The sequence below is a fragment of the Halobacillus litoralis genome (genome assembly GCF_020171725.1).
Classification (GTDB): Bacteria; Bacillota; Bacilli; order Bacillales; family Halobacillaceae; genus Halobacillus; species Halobacillus litoralis_F.
In genome coordinates this window covers 147,694-172,361 of the sequence record NZ_JAIVAJ010000007.1, presented here as the reverse complement: position 1 = coordinate 172,361, position 24,668 = coordinate 147,694, and the positions used below count along the sequence as shown (strand labels likewise).

General features: G+C 47.3%; 30 protein-coding genes and 1 other annotated feature (1 of these 31 running past the window's edge). Of the genes, 22 read left to right on the top strand and 8 right to left on the bottom strand.

Annotation, left to right across the window (positions count from 1 at the left end; all coding sequences use genetic code 11):
• Positions 1-18: a binding site (T-box leader), on the bottom strand; it reaches 196 nt to the left of the window's first position.
• A gap of 82 nt (positions 19-100) precedes the next feature.
• From LCM20_RS15330 to LCM20_RS15310, 5 genes are all read left to right on the top strand, one after another.
• A complete protein-coding gene (locus tag LCM20_RS15330; RefSeq protein WP_225196360.1) occupies positions 101-697 on the top strand; it encodes a DUF421 domain-containing protein in 597 nt (198 codons plus the stop codon).
• Between the two features lie 57 nt (positions 698-754).
• Positions 755-1,081: a thioredoxin family protein gene (locus tag LCM20_RS15325; RefSeq protein WP_225196359.1), complete on the top strand. Its 327-nt coding sequence runs from the start codon at positions 755-757 to the stop codon at positions 1,079-1,081.
• 599 nt (positions 1,082-1,680) lie between these two features.
• Positions 1,681-2,523 carry a pyrroline-5-carboxylate reductase gene (gene proC, locus LCM20_RS15320; RefSeq protein ID WP_225196358.1) on the top strand — a complete coding sequence of 281 codons (843 nt, stop codon included), beginning with the start codon at positions 1,681-1,683 and terminating at the stop codon, positions 2,521-2,523.
• Positions 2,524-2,565: 42 nt separating this feature from the next.
• Complete coding sequence (proB, locus tag LCM20_RS15315; RefSeq protein ID WP_225196357.1) at positions 2,566-3,693, top strand: glutamate 5-kinase; 1,128 nt, start codon at positions 2,566-2,568, stop codon at positions 3,691-3,693.
• Between the two features lie 24 nt (positions 3,694-3,717).
• On the top strand, positions 3,718-4,977 hold the full coding sequence (locus LCM20_RS15310; RefSeq protein WP_225196356.1) for a glutamate-5-semialdehyde dehydrogenase: 1,260 nt from the start codon (positions 3,718-3,720) through the stop codon (positions 4,975-4,977).
• A gap of 457 nt (positions 4,978-5,434) precedes the next feature.
• Here LCM20_RS15310 and LCM20_RS15305 read toward each other — a convergent pair whose 3' ends face one another.
• Complete coding sequence (locus LCM20_RS15305) at positions 5,435-6,277, bottom strand: STAS domain-containing protein (RefSeq protein ID WP_225196355.1); 843 nt, start codon at positions 6,275-6,277, stop codon at positions 5,435-5,437.
• A gap of 109 nt (positions 6,278-6,386) precedes the next feature.
• Here LCM20_RS15305 and LCM20_RS15300 point away from each other — a divergent pair, with 109 nt between their 5' ends.
• A complete protein-coding gene (locus LCM20_RS15300) occupies positions 6,387-6,842 on the top strand; it encodes a DinB family protein (protein ID WP_225196354.1) in 456 nt (151 codons plus the stop codon).
• A gap of 11 nt (positions 6,843-6,853) precedes the next feature.
• Positions 6,854-7,339, top strand: coding sequence for a hypothetical protein (locus tag LCM20_RS15295; protein WP_225196353.1), 486 nt, complete (start codon positions 6,854-6,856; stop codon positions 7,337-7,339).
• Positions 7,340-7,369: 30 nt separating this feature from the next.
• On the opposite strand, the gene LCM20_RS15290 is transcribed toward LCM20_RS15295, so the two are convergent.
• On the bottom strand, positions 7,370-7,903 hold the full coding sequence (locus tag LCM20_RS15290) for a CotY/CotZ family spore coat protein (RefSeq protein ID WP_225196352.1): 534 nt from the start codon (positions 7,901-7,903) through the stop codon (positions 7,370-7,372).
• A 365-nt stretch (positions 7,904-8,268) separates the two neighbouring features.
• On the bottom strand, positions 8,269-8,547 hold the full coding sequence (locus LCM20_RS15285; RefSeq protein ID WP_225196351.1) for a hypothetical protein: 279 nt from the start codon (positions 8,545-8,547) through the stop codon (positions 8,269-8,271).
• Positions 8,548-8,716: 169 nt separating this feature from the next.
• Between LCM20_RS15285 and LCM20_RS15280 the strand changes: the two genes are divergently transcribed.
• The 11 genes from LCM20_RS15280 to LCM20_RS15230 all read left to right on the top strand — a co-directional run bounded on the left by LCM20_RS15280 (position 8,717) and on the right by LCM20_RS15230 (position 18,954).
• Positions 8,717-9,928: an acyl-CoA dehydrogenase family protein gene (locus LCM20_RS15280; protein WP_225196350.1), complete on the top strand. Its 1,212-nt coding sequence runs from the start codon at positions 8,717-8,719 to the stop codon at positions 9,926-9,928.
• A 4-nt stretch (positions 9,929-9,932) separates the two neighbouring features.
• Entirely contained in the window at positions 9,933-10,712 is a 780-nt protein-coding gene (locus tag LCM20_RS15275; protein ID WP_225196349.1) for an SDR family oxidoreductase, read from the top strand.
• Positions 10,713-10,724: 12 nt separating this feature from the next.
• Complete coding sequence (locus tag LCM20_RS15270) at positions 10,725-11,300, top strand: TetR/AcrR family transcriptional regulator (protein ID WP_225196348.1); 576 nt, start codon at positions 10,725-10,727, stop codon at positions 11,298-11,300.
• The gene (locus LCM20_RS15265; protein WP_225196347.1) at positions 11,290-12,162 is read left to right on the top strand and encodes a 3-hydroxyacyl-CoA dehydrogenase family protein; all 873 of its coding nucleotides are present in this window, start codon (positions 11,290-11,292) and stop codon (positions 12,160-12,162) included. Before LCM20_RS15270 ends, LCM20_RS15265 begins: the two co-directional genes overlap by 11 nt.
• 15 nt (positions 12,163-12,177) lie before the next feature.
• Positions 12,178-12,582 (top strand): acyl-CoA thioesterase, encoded by a 405-nt coding sequence (locus tag LCM20_RS15260; protein ID WP_225196346.1) that lies wholly within the window; start codon positions 12,178-12,180, stop codon positions 12,580-12,582.
• 2 nt (positions 12,583-12,584) lie between these two features.
• A complete protein-coding gene (locus tag LCM20_RS15255) occupies positions 12,585-13,646 on the top strand; it encodes a phosphotransferase family protein (protein WP_225196345.1) in 1,062 nt (353 codons plus the stop codon).
• A 22-nt stretch (positions 13,647-13,668) separates the two neighbouring features.
• Positions 13,669-15,426 carry an acyl-CoA dehydrogenase family protein gene (locus LCM20_RS15250; RefSeq protein ID WP_225196344.1) on the top strand — a complete coding sequence of 586 codons (1,758 nt, stop codon included), beginning with the start codon at positions 13,669-13,671 and terminating at the stop codon, positions 15,424-15,426.
• A 14-nt stretch (positions 15,427-15,440) separates the two neighbouring features.
• Positions 15,441-16,226 (top strand): enoyl-CoA hydratase/isomerase family protein, encoded by a 786-nt coding sequence (locus tag LCM20_RS15245; protein WP_225196343.1) that lies wholly within the window; start codon positions 15,441-15,443, stop codon positions 16,224-16,226.
• A gap of 12 nt (positions 16,227-16,238) precedes the next feature.
• Positions 16,239-17,210 carry a quinone oxidoreductase family protein gene (locus LCM20_RS15240; protein ID WP_225196342.1) on the top strand — a complete coding sequence of 324 codons (972 nt, stop codon included), beginning with the start codon at positions 16,239-16,241 and terminating at the stop codon, positions 17,208-17,210.
• A gap of 399 nt (positions 17,211-17,609) precedes the next feature.
• Positions 17,610-18,155: a GNAT family N-acetyltransferase gene (locus LCM20_RS15235; protein WP_225196341.1), complete on the top strand. Its 546-nt coding sequence runs from the start codon at positions 17,610-17,612 to the stop codon at positions 18,153-18,155.
• A complete protein-coding gene (locus tag LCM20_RS15230; protein ID WP_225196340.1) occupies positions 18,148-18,954 on the top strand; it encodes a protein phosphatase 2C domain-containing protein in 807 nt (268 codons plus the stop codon). The genes LCM20_RS15235 and LCM20_RS15230 overlap by 8 nt, the downstream gene beginning before the upstream one ends.
• Positions 18,955-18,996: 42 nt before the next feature.
• Here LCM20_RS15230 and LCM20_RS15225 read toward each other — a convergent pair whose 3' ends face one another.
• The gene (locus LCM20_RS15225; RefSeq protein ID WP_225196339.1) at positions 18,997-19,665 is read right to left on the bottom strand and encodes an O-methyltransferase; all 669 of its coding nucleotides are present in this window, start codon (positions 19,663-19,665) and stop codon (positions 18,997-18,999) included.
• Between the two features lie 63 nt (positions 19,666-19,728).
• Between LCM20_RS15225 and LCM20_RS15220 the strand changes: the two genes are divergently transcribed.
• From LCM20_RS15220 to LCM20_RS15205, 4 genes are all read left to right on the top strand, one after another.
• The gene (locus LCM20_RS15220) at positions 19,729-20,004 is read left to right on the top strand and encodes a hypothetical protein (RefSeq protein ID WP_225196338.1); all 276 of its coding nucleotides are present in this window, start codon (positions 19,729-19,731) and stop codon (positions 20,002-20,004) included.
• Positions 20,005-20,081: 77 nt separating this feature from the next.
• Complete coding sequence (locus LCM20_RS15215) at positions 20,082-20,537, top strand: DUF2188 domain-containing protein (protein ID WP_225196337.1); 456 nt, start codon at positions 20,082-20,084, stop codon at positions 20,535-20,537.
• 68 nt (positions 20,538-20,605) lie between these two features.
• Positions 20,606-20,818, top strand: a complete 213-nt coding sequence (locus LCM20_RS15210; RefSeq protein ID WP_225196336.1) for a DUF2188 domain-containing protein — start codon at positions 20,606-20,608, stop codon at positions 20,816-20,818.
• A 61-nt stretch (positions 20,819-20,879) separates the two neighbouring features.
• Positions 20,880-21,074 carry a YwbE family protein gene (locus tag LCM20_RS15205; protein WP_225196335.1) on the top strand — a complete coding sequence of 65 codons (195 nt, stop codon included), beginning with the start codon at positions 20,880-20,882 and terminating at the stop codon, positions 21,072-21,074.
• 35 nt (positions 21,075-21,109) lie between these two features.
• Here the strand turns inward: LCM20_RS15205 and LCM20_RS15200 are convergent, their stop codons facing one another.
• The 4 genes from LCM20_RS15200 to LCM20_RS15185 form a co-directional block, all read right to left on the bottom strand.
• A complete protein-coding gene (locus LCM20_RS15200) occupies positions 21,110-22,516 on the bottom strand; it encodes an ATP-binding protein (RefSeq protein ID WP_225196334.1) in 1,407 nt (468 codons plus the stop codon).
• Positions 22,503-23,186 carry a response regulator transcription factor gene (locus tag LCM20_RS15195; protein ID WP_225196333.1) on the bottom strand — a complete coding sequence of 228 codons (684 nt, stop codon included), beginning with the start codon at positions 23,184-23,186 and terminating at the stop codon, positions 22,503-22,505. The genes LCM20_RS15200 and LCM20_RS15195 overlap by 14 nt, the downstream gene beginning before the upstream one ends.
• Positions 23,187-23,269: 83 nt before the next feature.
• Entirely contained in the window at positions 23,270-23,845 is a 576-nt protein-coding gene (locus LCM20_RS15190) for a hypothetical protein (RefSeq protein WP_225196332.1), read from the bottom strand.
• 104 nt (positions 23,846-23,949) lie between these two features.
• Positions 23,950-24,348 (bottom strand): hypothetical protein, encoded by a 399-nt coding sequence (locus tag LCM20_RS15185; RefSeq protein WP_225196331.1) that lies wholly within the window; start codon positions 24,346-24,348, stop codon positions 23,950-23,952.
• Positions 24,349-24,668 lie beyond the last annotated feature (320 nt).

Here is a 24,668-nt window from a genome sequence, read left to right as displayed (position 1 = left end):
CTTTTTCCACGAATTTCATAATGTTTTAAAAAAGTATAGCCGACCTATGGATGGTTTGCAAGAGGTTTTCACATGATAAGAAGAAAAGAGGAGAGATCATATGGACATGGATTGGATTTGGAAGGCCATTCTCATTATAGTAGTAGGAACCTTCATATTGAGGGTGGCCGGAAGGAAGTCGATTTCTCAAATGACGCTTTCCCAAACCGTCATTATGATCGCCATCGGTTCTTTACTGATACAACCGGTCGCAGGTAAAAATATTTGGGTGACCTTCGGGGTTGGGGGCGTTCTCGTCTTAACTCTAGTCGTCGTGGAGTTTCTTCAGGTGAAATTCGACTTTATGGAGCGGCTGCTGACAGGACGCTCGACCCTCATTATCATGAACGGAGAGATTCAACAAAAAGAAATGAAGCGGCTTCGTTTTACCATCGATCAATTGGAGATGAAATGCCGCCAGCAGAATATCTCATCCTTACGTGATATTCAAACCGCGACACTTGAGCCTAATGGGCAAGTGGGTTTCGAATTGAAGGAGCAGAGTAAGCCGGCAACGAAAGAAGATATTGAGCAACTGAAGCAGCAGCTCGTCCTATTGAAGAACCAACTGCCCGCACCTCCTGAACAAAAAGAGAACATTTTTCAAGAAATAGAGGACGGATACCATCAGTACCCCCATCCAGATAATCTGCAATAAGCAGAAAACGGGATTTTGGAATCCAAGTGCTGATACAATGTTGGGGAGGTGAAGAACATGCAGTCATTACATTCAATAGAAGAGATGGATCCATTTATTCAACAGGAAGCGATCACCCTCCTATACATTTCCCAGCCGAACTGCTCCGTTTGTCATGCACTCCTTCCTCAAGTGGAAGAGCTGCTTGAGGACTATCCCTCCATACAAGCGAGGCATATGGACGCATCGGAAGTACCGGAAGTCGCTGGAAGTTTATCCGTCATGACCGTACCCGCCGTACTGGTTTTTGTAGAAGGGAAAGAGATGTTTCGCAAAGCCCGCTTTGTACCCATGGGGGAGCTGAACCAGCAGCTGGCTAAACTGAATCACTTTATGAACGAATGAATTCTGCCTTCTTACAGGCAGAATTTTTTTATTCTCTAATAACGCTCGAACAGAGAAAGTCGCGCTCGAACAGAGAAAGTCGCGCTCGAACGGAGAAAGCCGCGCTCGAACGGGGAAAGCCACGCTCGAATGGAGAAAGCCGCACTCGAACGGAGAAAGCCGCGCTCGAACAGAGAAAATCGCGCTCGAACAAAAAAAGAACCGCCCACCCACAATAGACTCTTCGAAACAGTCAATCCCAGAGAATGATGGATTCAGTTCCTCTCCTACAGCCTGAAAACCCCGCCCTTATCCTATTTTTAGGAGATATTCCTGATTCATCCTCACCACCAACCAATTAATTTAATATTCAGTCAATTTTGTTTTTCGGAAAATTCAACCCGCAAATAGTATCCTGAGACGGAAATATTGCCGATGAGAGCCGATGAAAGAGAAATATCTCCCCATGAAACCGTTTACACTCACTAATTGGCTCTTATAGGCATGACTTGCAGAAAAGCTGTTGATAAAGATTTTTCCAGTGTTATGATGGATAACGTCTTGCAAAGAGCGAACAAAAAAGCGAACAACAAAAATAAAAACGGGAGAGATGAACCCACATGATCAACAAAACGATTGCTTTTCTAGGTGCCGGCTCAATGGCAGAAGCGATGATTTCTGGAATGGCTGAATCAGGAACCATTGCAAAAGAAAACATCATCGTAACGAATAGAAGTAATCAAGATCGCCTCAATTCCATCCACGAAAAATACGGCGTACGCACAGTATTAAAAGATAATCTTGACTTTTCTGAAGTCGACCAGTTCATTCTGGCGATGAAGCCGAAAGATATCGACACGGTGCTAGCCGATCTCAAAGATAAAATCCAACCGAACCAAGTTCTTGTATCTGTATTGGCCGGAATTTCTACGTCCTATATGGAAGAACGCCTGAACGAAAACCAACAAGTGATTCGAGTGATGCCGAATACGTCCAGCATGCTGAGAGAATCAGCCACGGCCGTCTGCCCGGGTCGATATGCAGATATGGAGAAAGTGGAAGTAGCGAAAGAGCTTCTACAATCCATCGGAGAAGTATTCGTCATTGAAGAAGATAAAATGGATGTCTTCACGGGCATCGCTGGAAGCGGACCTGCTTATTTCTATTATTTAATGGAACACATCGAAGAAACAGGTCTTCAAGAAGGAATGGACAGCGAAACACTTCGCGAAATCGGAGCACAGACACTGCTGGGTGCAGCGAAGATGATGCTTGAGCGTGATGAAAGTCCAACAGAATTAAGAGAAAACGTAACGTCACCAAACGGTACAACGGCAGCAGGTCTTGACGCACTGAACGCAAACGGCGGAGGAAGAGCGATTTCCGAAGCAGTAAAAGGTGCAGCAAGCCGTTCGAAAGAATTAAGTAAAGAAATCGAAGGACTCCTCGTCGGAGCCAAATAAATAAATTAACGTCGCAAATATGTCTATTTCAGGAGTGATATGTTGACTAAAGAAACAAAACGAATCGTAATTAAAATTGGTAGTAGTTCCCTTACAAGCTTGCACGGTGAAATCAGCCGCCGTAAGCTCGAAAAACTAGTTGATGAAGTCGTCCGCTTGAAAGACGACGGCCACGAAGTTCTACTTGTATCCTCAGGAGCTGTCGCGGCTGGGTATCGTAAACTCGGATGCCTGGAACGCCCTAGCTCTCTTCCAGAAAAACAAGCCGCTGCATCCATCGGCCAAGGGCTGTTAATGGAGTCGTATTCCGACCTATTCCTGTCTCACGGTTACAATGGATCACAAATCCTAATCACACGCAGTGACTTTTCGGATGAAAATCGTTATAACAATGCTCGTAACACCATCAACGTATTACTTGAACGAGGCATTATTCCGATCGTAAACGAAAATGACACGATTACAATCGACCGTCTGAAGTTCGGAGACAACGATACCCTATCTGCTAAGGTAGCCGGTCTTGTTGACGCGGACCAGCTCATCATCCTTTCCGACATTGACGGACTATATGATGATGATCCACGTAAAAATCAAAATGCCGAGCTTCTTGAAACCGTTCATGACATCACACCAGAAATTGAAGCCGTTGCAGGTGAACCTGGAAGTGACGTCGGAACAGGCGGCATGAAGTCTAAAATCGACGCCTTCAAAATCACAATGGCATCCGGTATCTCTTCCTTCCTAGGTAAAGCCGGAGTCGAGGATATCGTATACGACGCCGTATACGGAGATGCGAGAGGAACGTACTTTGAAGCAAATCAAGATAGTGAAAACCTTGATCAGAAGAAACAGTGGATTGCCTTCAACTCTGGACCTGAAGGTGAGGTCATTATCGACCACCGTGCGAAAGAATCGGTCGTTGACATGAAGAAGAGCCTTCTGGCTATGAACATCCACCATGTGAAGGGGCGCTTCAAAAAAGGAGCGGTTGTACGCATCCATGACCTGCACGGAGAAGAAATCGGTCTAGGAGTCGTCAACTATTCTTCTGAACAACTGAAAGAAATGATTGAACTGACTGAACCTGAACTTGAATCGTATGAAAAAGCTGCAATCGACCGTAAAGATTTTGTTTGTCATTTAGAAGTTTCTATGCCCGTAGGTGTGTAAAACAATACTAACAGGAGGTCTTTGATGACTGTAAAAACAAATGTGAACGTTGAAGCACAAGCAATTGAAGCGAAGAAAGCATCTAAGAAACTGATGGTACTTTCCACAGAGGAACGAAACGAAGCACTTCTTCACCTTGCCGATGTACTTGAGCGTGAATACGAAACGATTTTAGCGGCAAACGAGAAGGACTTGGAGGCTGGACGTGAAAAAGGATTCACGGAAGCCTTCATGGACCGCTTGTCTCTATCCAAAGAGCGAATCTCAGACTTCGCTCAAGGACTGCGCGATGTATCCAAACTGGAAGATCCAACAGGTCAGGTACTGTCTGACTGGACATTAGAAAACGATCTTCGTGTAGAAAAAGTGACTGTACCACTCGGCGTAATCGGTATGATCTATGAAGCACGACCGAACGTAACGGTGGATGCAACAGGTCTTGCACTGAAATCAGGTAACGCCATTGTATTAAAAGGCGGATCCAACGCCATCAATTCAAACGCAGCAATCGTTGAAGTAATGCACAAAGGTCTGGCAGAGACGAAGGTGCCGAAAGAAGCGGTACAGTTCATTGCTTCGACAGACCGTGCAGCAACGAACGAACTATTTACAATGAAAGAACACATCGACGTCTTGATCCCACGTGGGGGCGGCAAACTGATCCAAGCCGTTGTGGAAAACGCAACAGTACCTGTGCTTGAAACAGGTGTCGGAAACTGCCACATCTATATCGACAAGGCAGCAGATGTTGAAAAAGCAATCAACATCCTGGTCAATGCGAAAACAGACCGCCCGGCTGTATGTAACGCAGCGGAAACGCTGATCGTGCACAAAGACTGGCTGGCAGAAAACCGCGAGGCTCTTGTCAAAGCCCTACAAGAAAACGATATCCAAGTTCACGGTGACGAGCACGTACTGGATGTCCTGCCAGGTTCTGTACCAGCTGGAGAAGAAGACTGGGCAAACGAATACTTGAGCACAGACATCGCTGTGAAGTCCGTTGACGATGTACTAGAAGCGATTGAACACATCGAAACGTACGGCACGAAGCACTCAGAAGCCATTGTTACGGAAGACGAAGAAGCAGCACAGAAATTCTTCGCACTTGTTGATGCGGCTGCCCTTTACCACAATGCTTCCACTCGTTTCACAGACGGTGGTGCACTAGGATTCGGAGCTGAGATTGGAATCTCCACTCAAAAGCTTCACGCACGTGGTCCTATGGGACTGCCTGCATTGACTACAATCAAGTTCCTTATGAAAGGTACTGGCCAAATCCGATAAAAGATACAAAAAAGGAAACTCTCTTTTGAGGGTTTCCTTTTCTGGCTGTTGAAAAAGTATTGAGAACGGTTCTGTTACAAATGGGGTGGGCAGCGGGGTGGAAAATAACTCGCTTTCCGCGGCGGACGCCGAGCTAACTCAGGCTATGCCTGAGTGGATCTCGCCGTGGTCCGTGCATCCCGCAGGAGTCTCGCCATTTTCCACCCCACTGTACGAAAGTAGTGGGAGCAGAACCGAACGAGGTTCTGGAAAGACAACGTTGTGCTGTGCAATCATCGCCTTTTCAGATGTTAAGAAAAAGAGGTTTCGCCACACTGCTTCTCTACTGAAAATGAACCGACATGACTTTCACCAAACAAAAAAGGAAACTCTCTTTTGAGGGTTTCCTTTTTTGGTTAAAGATGAATGGTAGACCCTTCTCGAAGTAGAAACAAAAAAACCCCTCGAAAATGAGGGGTTATTTGTTGTAGATTGGGTCTTGCGCGAAAGCGGTGGCTAATGTATTGGTAATCGAAATTCGCCCAAAGTCGATCCCAAGCTGAGTGGCCATCTGCGCCATTTCCGGGCGGATGCCTGACAGTGTGCTGGTAACTCCGATCAGTTCCAAGCCTTTTAGCAGTTGGAAGATTTGCTGAGCGACGAGCGTATCGACTAAATAGACACCCGATAGGTCGATGAACAAATGATCAATCGACTTGTTTGTGCACCCTTGCAGCGTATTTTCCAAAATGGCTTCCGCTCTTTCTGAACTAATGTCCCCGACCAAAGGAAGTAATGCACGACCTTCTGGTAAGAGGATAAGAGGAGAGCTCAATTCGTTAATGGTCTGCTGCTGTTTCTCGATTTGGTCGTTCAGTTCGTTCGATTTTTCCTCGACAACACGCATGGTTATGGTATCGATGGCTTCGACTAAAGCTCTGCGCCACTCTTTCGTAACCTCTGAACCTTCCGCGTGCGCATGATGCTCAATGTATTCCTCCAGAAAAGTTAAGTACTGTTCGCGTGTCCGGAAAAACTCTCTCATAATAAGGTGGGTAGGAGTTTCTAAATGTTCAGGGTCACTACCTACTTCATTGATCCATCCTTCAAATTGTTCATAGAAAGCCTCTCTGTCCATAACGAATATCTTGCAAAGGCGTCTGTGGAACTTGAAATTCTGACTCTTCAAGTTTTCAATGACGGCAGGATTTTTTGAGGCATACACCCCGGAACCGGTTTTATCCAGACTTTCATACCATTCTTCGGTGAGCTGCTCGGCTTTGTTTAATAGAAAATCATGTAAGGATTTATTGATCTGCATTGTAAAACTCCTCTCAAACTCCCTGTTTAACCGAATTTATGAAATTGTAAACCTATTTCCTGTGTCAAAATTCGAGCTTTGGGGTAATAGAAGAAAAGGGGTGAAAATCATGAGGCAATGGGTGCTGGAACAGTTTGCTGCAATATATGATCGTGATCAGTATTTTGCTTGTTTCTTAACAGCGGTCGATCAGCTTAATGACTACGAGGCGCACTTCAAGGCAGAGGTCGGGCAAGCCAACTCGATTGCAGAAATCATCCACCATCTGGATTTTTACAATGACCGTTTTTTGTCGAGGTTCAGAGGAGAAGAAGTAGCGTCTTTGCCAAGCTCATACAACACATTCATTCTCGAACATAAGGATTGGAGGAGAATGGTAAAGGAAGCAGACCAGACGTATCGGCAATTCCGGAATTCTCTCAGAACCTGCAGTGATGAAAAACTTCAGAAATGGACAGCCGATTTAGGTCAGTTATGGCTTCATAACGCTTATCATATCGGTCAGATTGTCCATGTTCGAAAAGAATTCGGTGCGTGGAGTAAACGTGCAGTGGTAAAAGGGTAGGAGTTGATTCGTTGAAGCAGTTGGGTTCCGCCGCGGCTGCACTAGCTGTTGTTCTATTGTGCAGCCTTTGGTTTGGCAGAGACGAAGTGAAAGAGTACGCATTGAACGAAGACCATCTGCAAAATACGGTATTGAAAAAAGGGGCGCAGGTCTACCCACTTGTTCCCGGCTTCAGTTGTGTGCGAGAAGCCTCCTGTGACTTGAATGGCTTTTTCAGAATGTCGGAGGACCGGGCTGAAGAATTGGGAGCACCGACCATCGATGTGGAACAAGGGGATCGGGTTCAGTTTGAATTCGATACAGAAACCCCTGGGAGCTTCACCTATTCAAAAATTGATTTGTTGGCTCTTGAGGGTGGAAGAATCGAGGATCCTAACGAATTCGAGATTGAAGGAGCACGAGGGACAACCATGTATTATACATTCAGAGCTACGTGGGAGAACAGTGCCGGGCTTCAGACGTATGTCATGTATCCTGTATTCTTTCAAATAAAATAAAGCCTGCGTCATCAGACACAGGCTAACTTATTACATATACGATTCAGATTCGTCTAGATCCGTGCGAGCCGCAGTCGGGCTGAACGGTTCTGGTGTGGTCGCATCGAGGCAAGTGATGCCGCAGAAGCAGCTGACATCGACAGTTGTGCAGATTCCAGTAGATTGGAAGCTTACTACATCGTCCAGTACGGAACAGACGCTCTTCTTGTCACATTTGTGCCAAGAGTGTCCGCCGTGGTGGTGGACAGGCTTCAGCAATTCCAGCTTCACACAGTTATCATCCACGAATTTTTTCGCTTTGAAGACTGGTGTTTCGATGCAGTGGTATCCGTGGGAGGAAGCTTTCTTTTTCAGTCCGCTTGCGAAGAAAGGTTTGCAGTCTTTGCAGTATAGAACGAATGGAACAGTTGTATTTCCGTTGCCTGTAGAAGGTGAGATCAAGTCGCGGATTGATTGTTCGCAGCTTGTGTCACAGCAGTGGTCGGCCACCTCATTTTGTGCACGAATAATCTCCTTAAGAATGTTTCTTACGCAATGGCTATCTTTCGAATGACATGAACCCATTTGTTATCCATCTCCTTTATTATTTGGTCATTCCATATCATTCTATGGAAATAGAAGAAAGAGGTCTGTATATCTGTCTATGTAGTATAAAAATAGGTTTTTAGATTATGTCCATCAGCCAATGCAAATGGCGGAGTTCATACATAAGATACACTATCTATAACAATAGCGTTATAGAACATGGCGGACCACACCATGAAATTTCCCTGCTTCGAACGACAGAAGGATGCAACATTTGGATAGAAGTTTTGTCAGAGAGGAACAGAGGGAGAGGGTTCTTTCACTTCTGTGAGTTGAACAACAGAATCAATTCTTCCAGATAGAAGAGCTGCCCCGTATGAACGCGGGCAGCTCTTTGTTTCGTATTACTTCTTCCGTTTGAACGTTTTATCCTTCAGGTTCCGGAACGTCTTCGATGAAGCATCTACTGTTTTTCCTATCGCTTCATTTCCTTTGTCCGAGATATTCTTCACGACCTTACCGGATGAGTCCACCGTTTTGCCAACGAGTCCGCCTTCTCCTGAAATGGACTTCACGATTTTCCCGGAAGCATCCACCGTGTTGTGGATGATGTTGTTCGCTTCCTTCGATACCCCTTTGACAAGACCTTCGTCTTTCGAGGAATCGTGTTGATCTTTTGCCATAGATGATCTCCTCCTTGTGTATGGTCACTCATATCATCTCTACGCAACAAAAAGAAAAAAATGACAAATGAATAATCGTTCATTTTTTATTGAATTTTCAGATAATCAGGGTTAAAATGTAAATTACATACTAACCGGTCGGTATGTTCGGCCGTGGAGGAGGTGCCCTGTGCATTTCGACAAGAGTGAAAAGGTGAAGCGCTTGGAGCAGCGTGTCATAGCGTTTATGGATGAACATGTCTATCCGAACGAAAGAGCATTCGAGCACCAGCTGAATCAGCAGGAAAGCCGCTGGTCTGAGGTTCCTTCCATCATGGAAGAGATGAAGGCGAAAGCGAAGGAAGAAGGATTGTGGAATTTATTCTTACCTGATGAGGAGTATGGCGCTGGATTGACGAACCTGGAATACGCTCCGTTGTGTGAATTGATGGGACGGTCGATGATCGGTCCTGAAGTGTTCAACTGCAATGCTCCTGATACAGGGAACATGGAACTGTTGGCGCGCTACGGAACAAAGAAGCAGAAGGAGGAGTGGCTCGTTCCCTTGTTGAATGGAGAGATCCGGTCCTGCTTCTCTATGACGGAACCTGAAGTGGCATCCTCCGATGCGACAAACATTGAGGGGGAGATTCGCAGGGAGGCTGATGAATATATCATCAACGGGACGAAGTGGTGGTCATCAGGAGCAGGGGATCCGAGGTGCAAGGTCGCCATCTTTATGGGAAAAACAGATCCTGATGCCCCACGGCATGAACAGCAGTCGATGATTTTAGTTCCGCTCGACACTCCAGGAGTACATATCAAGAGGATGCTGCCCGTATTCGGATATGACCATGCCCCGCATGGTCACGCCGAGATTGACTTTCGAAATGTCAGGGTGCCGGCAGATCACATCATCTGGGGCGAAGGAAAAGGGTTTGCCATTGCTCAAGGGCGCCTGGGTCCCGGGCGGATTCATCACTGTATGCGGCTGATTGGAGCAGCAGAGCGTGCGCTTGAAGATTTATGTAAGCGTGTTCAAAACAGAGAAGCCTTTCATCGTCCACTCGCCGAGCAGGGTGTGATCAGGGAATGGATTGCCGATTCGAGAATTGAAATCGAACAGGCCCGCCTGCTCACGCTAAAAGCAGCCTACATGATGGATACCGTAGGCAGCAAAATGGCGAAGACGGAAATTGCGATGATTAAAGTCGTCGCTCCGAATATAGCGCTCAAAGTCATTGACAGGGCCATCCAGGCTCATGGGGCGGCAGGAGTGAGTGATGACTTTACGCTGGCGGCCCAATGGGCGAACAGTCGAACGCTAAGGCTTGCGGATGGGCCGGATGAAGTTCACCGGAGGCAAGTGGCGAAGCTCGAACTATCAAAATATAAGGAGTGACAGCATGCACGTACAACAATTATTCGATCTGACCGGCAGGACCGCGATCATCACCGGAGGCGGAAGAGGACTGGGTGAGCAGATGGCCGAGGGACTGGCCGAAGCGGGGGCGAACCTCGTCCTTTGTTCAAGGAAAAAGGAAGCCTGCGAGGAAGTGGCGTTGAGGCTCAAGGAGGCACATGGGGTCAAAACGATGGCGTTAAGCTGTGATGTTACACAGGAGGAGCAGGTGGACGCCGTAGTAGAACAAGCGATGAATGCATTCGGGCAGATTGATATTTTGATTAATAACAGTGGAGCTACCTGGGGTGCGCCGACCCTGGAGATGCCGGTTGAAGCCTTTCAAAAGGTGATGAACGTCAATGTAACAGGCACCTTTCTCATGTCACAGAAGGTAGGGGCCGTCATGAACAAACAGAAGTCCGGAAAAATCATCAACATCGCTTCCGTGGCAGGACTTGGAGGGGCGGATCCTCGTTTTATGGAAACGGTCGGCTACAACGCAAGTAAAGGAGCCGTCATCACCCTTACGAAAGACCTGGCAGTGAAGTGGGGAGCGAACAATGTCCAAGTGAATGCTCTGGCTCCGGGCTTTTTCCCGACGAAAATGTCGAAGGTCGTGCTGGAAGAAGGAGGCGATTTCATCCTTGACCGCACGCCACTTGGGCGATTCGGAAGTGCAGAAGATCTGAAAGGGGCGGCTTTGTTCCTGGCATCCAGGGCGTCGGATTACGTGACGGGGGATGTGCTGGTTGTCGATGGGGGCATGCACGCATCCTGCTGAGGAGGATGTGGAATGAAGGAGAAGATTTTGACGACAAGTACAGAGCTGTTTGGAAGACACGGGTTTCCTGAAACCTCGATCCAGGATATCGTCTCGTCCAATGACCTGACAAAGGGCACCTTCTATTATTATTTCAAAAACAAAGAGGATGTCCTCGTCCAGATTCACGAGCAGTTTATCGATCTGCTGCTAGCGGGTCAGAGAGAGATTATGGAAAGCGGGCGGACGTATCGGGAACAGCTCGCGGGGATTGTAGGAATGTTGATTCAGAACATCCGCACCAATGCGAACAGTGCCATGGTGTTTTTCAGGGAAATGCGGCACTTGAGTGAAGAGAAAACGAAGACCATCCTGCCGAAGCGGCACGAATTTCAAAGGAACATAGCCCACGTCTTAGAAGAGGGGATGAAGGCAGGCGAGTTCAGATCCGATTTGAGGGCCGATATGCTTTCTTTCGGTGTCCTCGGCATCGCGAACTGGAGCTATTTCTGGTATGACCCGGACGGAGACGTATCGGAAGAAGAGTTGACGCACATTTTTATGGAATTGATATTCAAAGGAATCGAGGGGGATCATCATGACCGTTAAACGAATAGCAGTGGTCGGTGCAGGAGCGATGGGACATCAGATTGCGATGTTAAGTGCTCTCGCAGGGTATGAGACGTATTTACAGGATATCAGTGAGGATTCGCTTGAGGCAGCTGATCGTAAGCTTAAGGACATTTTGAACAGATGGATCGAGAAAGAAAAGCTGACGGCGGAAGCGTATGAAGAGGCTTTTCATCATCTCCACATGACGACGAGTCTCGAGGAAGCGGCAGGGCAGGCGGATCTTGTGGTTGAGGCGGTTGTGGAAAAGCTGGACCTGAAGCGGGAAGTGTTCTCCAAGTTGGATGAGATCACACCACGCCATGCGGTGCTTGCGACGAATTCCTCGACCATAGTCAGCTCCCTCATAGCGGATGCTACGACAAAGCCCGAGAAGGTGTGCAACATGCACTTCTTTTTCCCGGCGCTTGTGATGGATTGTGTCGAGGTCGTAAAAGGCGAGCATACTTCGGATGAGACAGCTCAGACGGTGATGGACGTCTGCCATCAGATGGGACGGACCGCCATTCTTCTTCATAAAGAAATTTCAGGTTTTGTCGCCAACAGGATTTTGTTTGCCATCCAAAAAGAAGCGATGCATCTGTATGAAGGAGGATACGCTGACTTTGAGGATATCGATAAGATTGTACGTAATGCGTTGAACCATCCGATTGGCCCGTTTGAATTGATGGATCTGTCAGGTCTTGATGTCGGGTATTACGTGATGGAGCAGCACTATCAGGAAACCGGAGATCCGGATGACCGGCCGTCCCAGACGCTTGTCGAAAAGGTAGAGGCTGGTGAACTCGGAAGAAAGACCGGCAAAGGGTTTTACACGTACGACCGTAAAGTGAAAAGTTGAATGGAGGAAAGCAGCATGCATGAAATAGAAGTGAACGTTCGGTTTTGTGAAACAGATTTACTTGGACACGTAAACAATAATAACTATTTTGTCTATATGGAGGATTCCAGGATTCAATTTTTCAATGAACTCGGGGTAGCGGGAGACAACTGGAGCTTCATTCTAGCCTCTACGTCCTGTGATTTCCTGAAGCAGGTCTATTTCAATCAAACGCTGATGATCAAAAGCCATGTCGTCAAAATCGGCAACTCAAGCTTTCATCTTGAGCAGGATATGTACGAAAAAGAATCCGGAGATCTCGTTGCAAAGGGGAAATCCGTTATTGTGCAGTTCGATTTTGAAGAGCAGAAGAGTAAACCGATGTCTGACGAAATGAAGCGAATACTTGAAAGTCACCAACTGACGGTCAAGGAGGGATAAGGGTGACCAAAACCGATACAAGGTCCGTCCGACAAGGGGAAGAACTTGATCTTCAGGTCATTGAACCTTTTCTGAGAAGCCATATGGAAGTTCCGGATGGAGCGATGCAGGTCCGTCAATTCGGAGCCGGCCACTCCAACCTGACGTATGAGCTGTCGGTTGGGGATTGGGAGGTGGTACTGAGAAGGCCGCCACTTGGACCAGTGGCTCCGAAAGCGCATGACATGCAAAGGGAATTCAAGGTATTACAAGCACTCCACCCGGTCTTCCCGTCAGCTCCGAACCCCCTTCTTGTAGAGGAGGGAGACTTGATCGGAGCCCCCTTTTTCATCATGGAGAGACGAGAGGGGCTGGTGTACGATACAGCCTTCCCGGAAGGTGTGGAGGAGACGGCGGAGCTTGGTCGGGCGCTCTCCGAAGAAATGGTCGACCGGTTAGTCGAGCTTCATGCAATAGATTACAAGGAGACTCCGTTGAAAGAAATGGTCCGACCTGATGGATTCATGGAGCGGCAGGTGCATGGGTGGATCCATCGATTTGACCGGGCGAGAACCGACGATGTCGTAAGCGGGGACCGGCTCAAGCGATGGCTGGTCGAACATATTCCAAAATCAAGGGATGCCTCCATCATCCACTACGATTATAAATTGAACAATGCGATGTTCAATGCCGAGAACCCACATGAGATGGTCGGGTTGTTCGACTGGGAAATGACGACCGTCGGCGACCCGCTCGCAGACCTCGGAGCGGCGATGAGCTATTGGATTCAAGCCGATGATCCCGAGATTTTGAAAAACGGGTTGGGTCAACCGCCTGTCACCGTTAAAGAAGGATTCTACACGAGAGAGGCATTCATCAGCCGTTATGCAGAGAAAAGTGGTCGTGACGTTTCAGACATCCACATCTACGTCACATTCGCTTATTTCAAACTTGCAGGCATTGTGCAGCAGATTTACGCCCGTTATAAAAAAGGGCAGACGAACGACCCACGCTTTGCTGGCATGCATGAATTTGTGAATCACTTGATTCAGCACGCAGAGGAAACCGCCGGCCTGTCTGATTGAAGAAAAATAAAGGAGTGGACAGATGAACCGACTCAAGCATTTTGTAGAAGGTGGAGACTTTCTCATTGAAGAAATTACGCCCGAAGCTGTATTCACACCGGAAGACCGGACAGATGAACATAAGATGATGGCGGACACCGCTCGACAATTTATTTCCCGGGAAATTCACCCGAATATCAAGCGGCTCGAAGAAGGAGATTTCTCCTTCGTAGCGGAGAAAATGAAAAAGGCGGGAAATTTGGGGCTGCTGGCGCACAGCATACCGGAACGATATGGCGGGCTTGGTCTAGACAAGATGAGTAAGGGGATTGTCGGGGAAGCGTTGGGGAATGCCAGTGGCTACAGTGTAGCGCATTCAAACCATACATGTATTGCGACCCTGCCGATTACGTACTTCGGCTCCCCTTTTCAGAAACAGAAATATCTGCCGAAACTCGCTTCCGGCGAATACTTAGGAGCATACTGCCTCACTGAACCGGAAGCGGGTTCCGATGCGCTTGCGGCTCAGACGACCGCAGCGCTCGATTCATCCGGAGAATTCTACCTGCTGAATGGTACGAAAATTTATATCACCAACGCCTCCTTTGCAGACACATTCATCGTCTACGCCAAAGTGGACGGACAGCACTTCACCGCTTTTATTGTGGAAAAAGATTTCCTGGGATTATCGATCGGACCGGAAGAAGACAAGCTCGGCATTAAGGGATCTTCGACGTGCTCTGTTCACATGGAAGACTGCCAGGTTCCAATCGAGAATGTCATTGGAGAGGTAGGAAAAGGTCACTTGATTGCCTTGAATGTGCTGAACCTCGGACGCTTCAACTTAGGGTTTGCCACAATCGGAGCGGCGAAGCACAGCTTTCAGCTCGCTCTTGAACACAGTACCGAACGGAAGCAGTTCAATAAGACCATCTCGGAATTCAACGCCAGCAAAGAGAAAATTGCGGACATGGCAGCGAAGCTATATGCTGCTGAATCGTTGGTATATCGAACGGCAGGGCACATTGAATCGGCGCTTGCGCCTTATGAAAACTCGGAAGATTTCATGTCTACCGCGAAGGCGATGAATGAGCATGCACTTGAGTCCGCCATTTGTAAGATCGTTGGTTCTGAGACATTGGATCAAGTCGTAGACGAGTCGCTTCAGCTTCACGGAGGAGCGGGCTACATCAAAGGGTATCCCGTCGAACTCGCTTACCGCGATGCCAGAATCAACCGAATCTTTGAAGGCACCAATGAAATCAACCGTCTCTTGATTCCCGGCGCCTTCTTCAAAAAGCTTGCCAAAGGATCATTTGATGCGGAAAGCCTGATTGAAAAAGCCCAGCAGTCCTTGCGGTCAGGCTCATTCAAGCAACAGACGGGTCCTCTGAAGGAGCTGAGGGAACCACTCGCTTTATATAAAGACTTATATCTCGTTTGTGCTGGGCTTGCTTTCAGTAAGTATGGAGACAAGATTAAGGACGAGCAGGAGATGCTGTTGAGGATGGCAGATCTGGCCATTGCAATTTATGCAGTGGAGTCCGTTATCGTTCGGACGGAGAAAGCGGGAGAACGGGAGTGGAAAGAGTCGTTAGCCTATACCTGCGTAGAACAAAGCGTGTTCGATGTCCAAAAAGCCGTTCTTCCGCTGTTGTCCAACCTGATGAATGGAGAAGAGAGGGCGAAGACATTGGGTCAGGTTTCACAGCTTCTGGCAGGGTACCATTGGCCGGATGCAGTAGAGCGGAAGCGGAATCTCGCAGACTATTATCGTGAGCGTAAACAATACCAATCATAAAGGGAGATGGAAAAATGCGTTTAGGAAATGAACATGTTGTTGTCCAAGTAAGTGGTCCTGTGATGTCCTGTGTACTGAACCGTCCTGATTCATTGAATGCCTTTTCGGATCAAATGATTCTCGGTCTGCACGAAGCGCTTGGTGAAGCAAAAAAGAACGATGACATTAAAGTTGTCATGCTTTCAGGAGCCGGAAGAGCCTTTTCCGCAGGTGGCGATGTGAAGAATATGGGAGAAGCATCCGCGCAGGATATTTATGACCATGTTGGCCTGCTGAACGAGCTGATTCTGATGATCAAGCAGCTTCCGAAACCCGTCATTGCCGTCGTTCATGGCTACGCAGCAGGAGCTGGATTCAACTTGGCTTTAGCCTGTGATCAGATTTTGGCAGGGGAAGAGAGTAAGTTCGTGTTGAGCTTCGCGCAAGTCGGGTTAGTCGCAGATGGCGGCGGTCACTATTTCTTAAGCCGTATGCTTGGACCGTACCGAGCGAAGGAGCTGTTGTTCCGTGCAGAGCCGATTCCTGTTGAAACGGCCGTCGAGTGGGGATTGATCAACCGCATTTTCCCATTGGATCGTTTGGAAGATGAAGCGATGAACTATGCCCTTTCCTTATCGAAAGGTCCCGGACGTGCAATGGGGATGATGAAGCGGATTGTCGATGAAGCGGAGAAGGCGGATCTCGCTGCCATCCTCGAGCAGGAACGAGTGACGCAGACGATGATGGTGACAACCAATGACCACCTGGAAGGCGTCCAAGCGTTCAAGGAAAAAAGAAAACCTGTGTTTGCAGGTAAATAAGGAGTGCCTAGAATGAGAGCGATTCAATTCAAACAGTACGGCGGTCCGAGTGTCTTGGAGGAAGTCGATGTAGAGAGGCCTTTTATAGAAGAGGATGAAACGTTAATTAAAGTGACCGCAATCGGCGTGAATTATGCCGATACGGCAAGGCGGGAAGGCGCCTACGTTGTGCCGACGCCTCTCCCTTTCATACCTGGTGCCGAAGTGGCAGGTATCGTCGAAGAGACAGGTGAAGACTCACGGTTTAAGAAAGGGGACCGCGTCGTTACGCTTGTCGGAGAAGGTGGCTACGCAGAATACGTAGCGGCCAAAACACAGACGCTTATTCCGATACCCGATCACATCGATGAGCAGACGGCCGTCTCCCTCCCTCTTCAAGGACTGACAGCCTATCACATCCTCTTGACGATGGGCCGTATGGAAAAAGGGGAAACCGTCCTCATCCATGCCGCGGCGGGTGGAGTCGGATCCCTAGCTGTACAATTGGCAAAGCACTACGGAGCAGGGACGATCATCGCGACAGCAAGTTCTAACGAAAAACTCGCCCTCGCGAAAGAATTAGGCGCCGATTATGCGATCAACTATACAGAAGAGCATTGGCGGGAAGCCGTGCTCGAAGCAAGCCAAGGAAGAGGAGTGGATGTTGCGCTTGAGATGGCGGGCGGTGATGTATTTAATGAGACCATCAAGTGTATGCGGTCGTTCGGACGCGTCGTCACTTATGGCGTCGCCAGCGGAGAACCGCCGACACTCCATGCCGCAGGCTTAATGAACCGCAACTTATCCGTCATCGGATTCTTTCTGCCGCAAATTATGAAGAAGCCGGTCCTTTTCGAAAAAAGTCTACAGGATCTACTTCTCCTTGTGAAAAACGGGGATTTGAAGCTGACGGTTGGCGGCGTGTATGGTCTGGAAAAAGCAGCCCACGTCCATGAGATCATGCAGGCTAGGAAAACAAAAGGGAAATTGGTGCTGACTCCCTGATTTTGCTTGTAACAGAGCTTCCTTATAGGAGGTTCTGTTTTTTATTGGGACTATACCCAAACAGGAGGCGGACATCAAGTCCCGATAAAATCGGATTGGGACAAGGTTGACTCGCACATAGAGTCTGAGAGTCCCAATAGAGGTAGGATTGGGACACAGGTGCATCTCAGGTAGAGTCCGTGAGTTCCATTAAAGGTTAATTGGAACACGGGGTGCTCGAAGGTAATGGCTGAGAGTCCCGATTAAAGAAAAATGGGACTCTCAGGTGGCCGGTAAGAAGATTACAGTCCCATAACGAGTCGAGCAGAAAAATAATGAAGAAGTCGTTGTCCAGGCAGGAATCGCTCTATTTTTTATGGAAAATGATAGAGTTCGACACTTATAGAGGAGGGACGAATTTTGTTTGTACATAAAGTAGATGAAGAAATTACGCTCAAAATCATAGGCATGGAGGATGCGGAAGAGCTTTATACTCTGGCCGATCAATCGAGGGAGCATTTAAGCACTTGGCTCCCCTGGATCCATTTTACGAATTCACCTGACGATACCAGACAGTTTATTAAGTCTGCGATGAAACGTTACGGGGAGGCGGATGGCCTGACCGTATGTATCCTTTATAAGGGGAAGGTTGCTGGAACCATCGACCTTCATGCGATCGACTGGAAAAATAAAAAGACGAGCATCGGGTACTGGATGGGGGCAGGGTTTAAAGGGAAAGGGCTGCTTACGCGTTCCTGCGACTCGCTGTTCACGTATGTTTTTGAAGAGATGGGCTTGAACCGGATTGAAATCAGAGCAGATGTAAACAACGTGAAAAGCCGGGCTGTACCGGAGCGTCTTGGATTTGTCCAGGAGGGCATCATTCGAGAAGCGGCGATGCTGTATGATCAACCATCCGACCATGCCGTGTACGGGATGCTTCGGAAAGAGTGGAAGCGTGATTAGAATAGAAACCTTGCAGCGGACATCTCCATACAAACGTGAATGTGAGGATGCACTCGTTATAAATGAGCGCGCTTCTGTCTACGCAGTACTCGATGGTGCGACGCCATTGGTTCCATTTAAAGATGAGGATGGTCATAACGGAGCTTATCTTGCCGCTAATCTGTTCAAGGAAACGCTCGGATCTATGTCGGAGAACGATACGTTGAAAGACACGATTCAAGAAGCAAACCAAGCGTTACACTGCCAAATGAAAGCATACAATGTCGATGTCTTAAAAGGGTATGAGCGCTGGACGACTTGCGTGGCTGCTGTTCAACTCGATGGGGACGATCTTCATTTTGCCCAGCTCGGAGATAGTATGATCGTCGTGACACATCATGACGATTCAGTTCAAATTCTCACGAAGGATACGGTAAAAGGGATAAACGTCAGAGCGAAAAAGAGGAGGGGAGAGGACCGGAAGAAGGGGATCTCCGTTCCGGATGAAGCGTATTTCGAAGACCGTCTGAATGCCCTTAAGTACAATCGGACGCTATCCAATGAAAAAGACGGCTACACGGTTGCGGATGGAAGACCGGAAGCCATCAAAAGGTTGCAGGTAGGGCGGATTCCAAAGGGTGACATCAAAGAAGTTATCATTTTGTCAGACGGCTTATTTCACCCGGAGTGGTCTCTTCACGATGTCATCCAGCACATTCAGAGTGTAGGACTCGCCTCTTACATCGAAGGGCTGACAGAGCTTTTACAAGAGAGCGGAGCTCATATTGACGACCGGACAGCCATAAGATTAAACATCTAAGAAACGCTTGATGGAATCATCCACCAAGCGTTTCCTCGCTATCTATTTGACTATCGCTAATAGAAAGCCGTCATATCCTTTGCTGCCGACCGTTTGAATAGCGGTGGCATCAAGGCTTTCATGACCAGAAAGAAAATCAAACATGCTTCTGATTCCCTGAACATCTGAATCGTCACTATTTTTTTCGAGGACTTTTCCGTCCCGAACGATGTTATCGACGACGATGCAGGTGCCGGGATGAGACAGCTTCAGGGCTTCTTTAATGTAATGAGGATTGTTCTTTTTGTCCGCATCGATAAACACAAAATCGAAGTCATGAAACCCCTTCTCCGGAAGCTTCGGAAACGAGTCGAGCGCTGGGCCTACAATGACATCCACTTTATCATGAAGACCGGTATTCTTGAGGTTTCTCCTTGCCACTTCAGCGTGCTTCTCAGAATACTCCAAAGAAACCAGCTGGCCGTCTTCCGGTAGCGCGCGAGATAGCCAAATCGTGCTGTAGCCACCCAGCGTGCCGATCTCCAAGATATTTTTGGCTCTGGAGAGTGAAGCGAGCAGATGAAGCATTTTTCCTTCTGCAGGGGAAACATCTATGGAAGGAAGTCCTTCCTCCGCGTTTGTTTTTAATACCTCGTTCAAAACAGGATCTTCTGAGAACAATTGGTCAAAAGCATACTGGTCGAATGCTTTCCATGTATGATCAGTGCTCAAGTGAATCTTCCTCCTTTTATGCTCGTTCTATTACTACTTATACACGGAGGAGTAGATTCCTGCATGATGAAGTGGAATGTGTTCTTTAGAAAAAAGCATCGGTATATAGAGGAAAGGAATGGTGACATGCTGACAGGTACGTTCATTATTTTGTTGCAGTGGGTATTGTTGTTCGCGGGGATTATGGTCTCTGCCCTTGGGTTATGGGAGTTTAGAAAAGGGACGGATAAGCGCCGCTTCCTTGCTTTTGTTGCAGGGGGAGCGCTGCTCATTATTACAAGTCAGGCCCTGCTTCAGTTCATCGGACTCGTAAGCTTTGGATCCTTTGGCGGACAGTGATCTACTAAAAACGTGTTTACTTGTGTAAGTTCTGCGGTAAATAATAACCAGGAATTTCAAATAGAGGAGTGAAGGAAATGCCCTGGGACACGAATGATTATCCAAGCTCGTTCAAAAACTTGGATACCGCTGTGCGAAAGAAAGCGATCGATATTGCGAATGCTATGATTGATGAAGGGTATGATGAAGGAAGTGCCATTCCCATTGCGACAGAGCAGGCAAAAGAGTGGTATGAAAATGCCGATCAAAAAGAAAGACGTGCCATGAAGCAGGCGGGAGATCAGCAGCTTCGTGACCATGAAGAGGACGAGTATGAAAGTCGCCCTGAACTGTTGGAAAAAGGGGAACATGTCGTGGCTCATGAAGACGGATGGGCTGTGAAAGCAGAAGACGCCAAGCAGCCTTCAGATGTAAAAGACAACAAGCAGGATGCAATTGAACGAGCAAAGGAAATCGCGAAGAATAAAGAAACCCAAGTGATCATTCATAAAAAAGATGGATCCATTCAGGATAAAAAAACGTACTCAGATTGATAAAAAAGTGGTTTGGTAAATTTATCCATGTGGTATATAGTAAGTAAATCTTAAAAGGAGGCATTACATTGGCACAAACTCGTAATCAGTCTGAACATGTTGTGGCGCACGAAGAAGGATGGGCAGTAAAGGCAGAGGGAGCCGATCAGCCGACAAAGGTTTACGAAAATAAGCAGGATGCGATTGACCGGGCTAAAGAAATTGCTGAGAACAAAGGGACGATTGCTGTCATTCATAAGAAAGACGGAAGCATTCAGAACCAGTTTTCTTATGAAAATTAAGTCGTCACGCACTTCTTCTCTACTTATGGTATGATGTGAGAAGAATTGAGGTGGACGTAGAATGGATGGACAAACACGAAAGAACATTCAATCTGGTCAGGAAGTCGATATTGTACTGAAAAAAGATCAGCGCACGGGCACGTTGACCCGTGGAACAGTAAAAGACATTTTGACCAAATCTCCTTCGCATCCTCACGGAATCAAAGTGAGACTTGAGGATGGACAGGTAGGCAGAGTGAAACATATCATTGAATAATGATCAGCCTGACGGGAATATCCGTCAGGCTTTTTTTATGCTAAAGGAAAACGTAAGGTGAAGGTTGTGCCAGATTCAGATGTTTCGGTGACGAGCAGCTCTCCCTCCTGCGCTTTAGCGAGGAGGGAACTGATGGAAAGCCCGAGCCCAAGTCCTCGTACCCTTAACTTTTTATTAGATCCTCTGTAGAAGCGTTCGAAAATAAAAGGGAGGTCCTGATCCGGAATACCCGATCCTTCGTCTTGTACATGAATGAGAGCCATTCCCTCTTTCGCTTCCAGCACAACCGTAATGCCACCATCATCATCCTTCATGGCCTGTTTCGCATTCAACAGTAAATTCATGAGGATTTGTTTCAGTCTGTTTTCGTCGACAGAAACGATGATCGAATCCTGCGGAAGGACTATGTTTAGAGGAGTAGATTCTTCCGTTCGTACCCATTGCTGTTCAATCTCTTTTAAGACATCATTCATCGCCTGCCGTTTAGGGTAGACGGGTAAAGAACCTGCAACGAACGTATTGAATGTCAACAAGTCTTGGATCATGATCTTCAGTCGCTCCGTCTCTTTCAAGGATAGATTCAGAAACTCCTGCGCTTCCTCCTCGGATACGACTTCATCGCGAATGGCTTGCAGTAACCCGCTGATTGACGTTACGGGTGTTTTTAAATCGTGGGTTACGCCAGCGAGTAATTCAGAGCGTACCCGCTCTAAATTTTGCAGCTTCTCAGCCATGTCTTGAAACGTTTCAGTCAGTTCAGCCAGTTCTTTTTCCTTAGGGTGCTGAGTAATCGTCACTTCGTATTCGCCTTTACTGACCTTCCTTGCAGCCTCAACGGTCTCTTTAAGGGGTTTTGTCAATTGTTTCGTCAGGTAGTAAATAACGAGCCACCCTAGGAGTCCGAGTGTGAGTAATAGGATAAAGAGGAGACGGTACTCCTGGTTGCTCTCAGCGAGAACCGATTTGTATTGTACAAGGACGACATAACCGACGGTCTCTTCATTATTCAAAATAGGCTCACTGATGATGAAAGCTGTCCGCCCATCGAGGCTTATGGTCGATTCCTTTTCTTCATAGAGAGAGGAGGGGACTTGCTCTCCTAGCCGTAGGTCTCTACCTGGTCTTCTGTTGCTTGTGAGGATTCTTCCTTCTGCATCCACTACGACAGCAGTCGGAGCCTCAGGGAAATTAAGAATCTGGCTGCGGTCGTTAAGAATGGTCTCGAATAGAGGTCCTTCCAGTATGCGTCCGTTACTGCTTACAATCCTGTCTGCTATTTCCTGTGCCACCAGATGCGTGATGTTGAGTCGGTTCTCTATTGTGGTCTGCCGAATCCATAGTGTTGAAACAGTTCCTATAATCACCAGACCAATAAGAAGGGTGAGTAAGTACCTTTGGGACCAGAATCTTAAAATGGAACGACGCTTCTTATTGCTCAACATGGAATTGATACCCCAATCCTCTGATCGTCTTGATTGCACCGTTAGGTAGGCCGTTCGCTTTTAGTGCTTTTCGAATACGTTTGACAGCCAAGTCGACAGCTCGGTCACTTCCTTCGTAGTCCATCCCCCATACATGATCTAGTAATTGGTCACGGGTGAAATTCTGGTTAGGGTGATGCCCTAAGAATAGAAGAAGGCTTTTGTCTTTCGGTGTAAGATCTATTTCTTTTCCATTCAGCGTAACGTAATGCGAGTTTGGGTATAGGTGTAGAGGGCCATATTTCAGAATATCTTCCTCTTGATACACGGTTTGAGGTCTTCTTAATACAGCTCTCACACGAGCCACTACCTCTTCCCCGATAAAGGGTTTCGTAATGTAATCATCTGCCCCGGTTTTGAAGCCTTTTAAGCGATGATCGACTTCACCTAGCGCTGTCAACATAATAACGGGACATGTGCTTTGTGAGCGTATCGTTTTTAAGATCGACCATCCATCAAGATCGGGCAGCATAATATCGAGGAGAACGAGATCGGGAGGGGACTGTGTGAAGGAGGAAAGAGCCTGTTCTCCGATTTCAGCTTCGGCTATAGCATATCCATTTTTAGTTAAGTAGGCCTTCAGAACACGCATAATGGTGGGTTCATCTTCTACGATCAGTATCTTTTTCATTGAAAGGCTCCTTCCATGAATCTCTGTCCATTATATAGGAAAATAGAGAAGAACCGCCATAGTGGATAGCGGTTCTTCTACTATTACAGATCCGTTTCGATGTCTGATTGCTCGCCTGTTTCGGTTGGAGCCTCAAAGTGATGTCTATGATGGTGATGTGGCCCTTTGAAGTTGATCCCCAGTTCTGTTAGTTGTTGTCTCGCTTCTTCTTTTGTCAGCTCTCCTGCTTCAACTTGGGAGCGGATCTCTTCCAATTGTTGTTTCTGTTCCTCAGTTAATTCCTCATGAAAGGGAGGTGGGGTGATTCCGATCTCTTCCATTTGTGTCTTTGCTTCCTCTACGGTTAATTCACCGTCTTCAACTTTTTGTTTGATTTCTTCAAGTTTCGTGCGTGTTTCCTCATCAAGATTAGCTGAATGACGATGAGGACCATGTTCCGGCCGCATATCACGAAATTTCTCTAACAGCTCGTCTGCTGTAAGGTCACCGTTTTTGAAGTCTTCCAGCAATTCGTAGCGTTTGTCCTGCAGTTCTTGTAGCTGATTTTGTACTGAGCTCTCTTCTGTTGTGGGTTCTGTAGAAGCAGCGAACGAGATGGTGGGGATGGCTAGTGCCATTGCCACAGCTCCTACAATCGTTTTCTTTGACCAAGTATTCATTTGCATGACCTCCTGTTATTGGTTGGTACATTTGTATCTTACAAAGGAAATGTGTCAGGCAAATGTCAAAAATAAAAAGCCCAGGCAGTAGTCTGGGCTTTTGGTTAATGCTGCTCTTTTTCTTCAACGTAGAAGCGGTATGGCATTTCAATGGTGAAGAACGGGCCATCAGCGTCGTTTGTTGCGCTTGCGATCGTGTATTCCGGACCGAAGATTTCCTCCATGGCATAGTCACCATTATCAAAGGGTTCGCGGTCAATAGAGAAGCCGGAATTTAGAATGAGGTGGCGCTGTTCCTCGTTCAATTTGCTGATTTCTCGAAGCTTGACCATAGGACGGATGATTTCAGCACCCGTAAAGTCTTCCATCTGATCGTAACTGATCTCGATGGTGACCAGGTCTTTCGCCTCTCCGAGCATCTCGACGACCAATTTCTCAAGTTCGGTAAAGTCTAGTAAAAATCGGACCTCTTCAGGTTCGATGCGTTGTAAGTAACGGGACATACAGGTTCCTCCTCTATTGCTTCTAAGACTTATATTACCATGATGAAGGGAGCCTAAACGTCTGATCCATTGAAAAAGCGAGTCGGACTAATCGTCCAACTCGCTTTTTATGAAGGGTTGTCTCACTGTATGTGGTTCATATTCGTGCCTTCTGTTCCACTGTTCTCTTGCGCAACCCTATGAACAAGAGAAGGGTTATATTCGTCGGAAACACTTGTTTCTTTATCAAGTGGGGGTTCTGATCCCCATTTTGCCGCGGTTCATTAAACTTCTACATGGTAGTTTTATCAACTTAAACGACGCAATCCCTACCTCTATTG

Bases quoted from the DNA above. Each gene is read 5' to 3' on its own strand.
- LCM20_RS15300 (WP_225196354.1), top strand. From the start codon at position 6,387: ATGAGGCAATGGGTGCTGGAACAGTTTGCTGCAATATATGATCGTGAT.
- LCM20_RS15275 (WP_225196349.1), top strand. From the start codon at position 9,933: ATGCACGTACAACAATTATTCGATCTGACCGGCAGGACCGCGATCATC.
- LCM20_RS15200 (WP_225196334.1), bottom strand. From the start codon at position 22,516: ATGTTGAGCAATAAGAAGCGTCGTTCCATTTTAAGATTCTGGTCCCAA.
- LCM20_RS15310 (WP_225196356.1), top strand. From the start codon at position 3,718: ATGACTGTAAAAACAAATGTGAACGTTGAAGCACAAGCAATTGAAGCG.
- LCM20_RS15325 (WP_225196359.1), top strand. From the start codon at position 755: ATGCAGTCATTACATTCAATAGAAGAGATGGATCCATTTATTCAACAG.
- LCM20_RS15195 (WP_225196333.1), bottom strand. From the start codon at position 23,186: ATGAAAAAGATACTGATCGTAGAAGATGAACCCACCATTATGCGTGTT.
- LCM20_RS15215 (WP_225196337.1), top strand. From the start codon at position 20,082: ATGCCCTGGGACACGAATGATTATCCAAGCTCGTTCAAAAACTTGGAT.
- LCM20_RS15265 (WP_225196347.1), top strand. From the start codon at position 11,290: ATGACCGTTAAACGAATAGCAGTGGTCGGTGCAGGAGCGATGGGACAT.
- LCM20_RS15245 (WP_225196343.1), top strand. From the start codon at position 15,441: ATGCGTTTAGGAAATGAACATGTTGTTGTCCAAGTAAGTGGTCCTGTG.
- LCM20_RS15205 (WP_225196335.1), top strand. From the start codon at position 20,880: ATGGATGGACAAACACGAAAGAACATTCAATCTGGTCAGGAAGTCGAT.
- LCM20_RS15220 (WP_225196338.1), top strand. From the start codon at position 19,729: ATGATGAAGTGGAATGTGTTCTTTAGAAAAAAGCATCGGTATATAGAG.
- LCM20_RS15190 (WP_225196332.1), bottom strand. From the start codon at position 23,845: ATGAATACTTGGTCAAAGAAAACGATTGTAGGAGCTGTGGCAATGGCA.
- proC (WP_225196358.1), top strand. From the start codon at position 1,681: ATGATCAACAAAACGATTGCTTTTCTAGGTGCCGGCTCAATGGCAGAA.
- LCM20_RS15250 (WP_225196344.1), top strand. From the start codon at position 13,669: ATGAACCGACTCAAGCATTTTGTAGAAGGTGGAGACTTTCTCATTGAA.
- LCM20_RS15330 (WP_225196360.1), top strand. From the start codon at position 101: ATGGACATGGATTGGATTTGGAAGGCCATTCTCATTATAGTAGTAGGA.
- LCM20_RS15285 (WP_225196351.1), bottom strand. From the start codon at position 8,547: ATGGCAAAAGATCAACACGATTCCTCGAAAGACGAAGGTCTTGTCAAA.
- LCM20_RS15270 (WP_225196348.1), top strand. From the start codon at position 10,725: ATGAAGGAGAAGATTTTGACGACAAGTACAGAGCTGTTTGGAAGACAC.
- LCM20_RS15185 (WP_225196331.1), bottom strand. From the start codon at position 24,348: ATGTCCCGTTACTTACAACGCATCGAACCTGAAGAGGTCCGATTTTTA.
- LCM20_RS15290 (WP_225196352.1), bottom strand. From the start codon at position 7,903: ATGGGTTCATGTCATTCGAAAGATAGCCATTGCGTAAGAAACATTCTT.
- LCM20_RS15305 (WP_225196355.1), bottom strand. From the start codon at position 6,277: ATGCAGATCAATAAATCCTTACATGATTTTCTATTAAACAAAGCCGAG.
- LCM20_RS15240 (WP_225196342.1), top strand. From the start codon at position 16,239: ATGAGAGCGATTCAATTCAAACAGTACGGCGGTCCGAGTGTCTTGGAG.
- LCM20_RS15260 (WP_225196346.1), top strand. From the start codon at position 12,178: ATGCATGAAATAGAAGTGAACGTTCGGTTTTGTGAAACAGATTTACTT.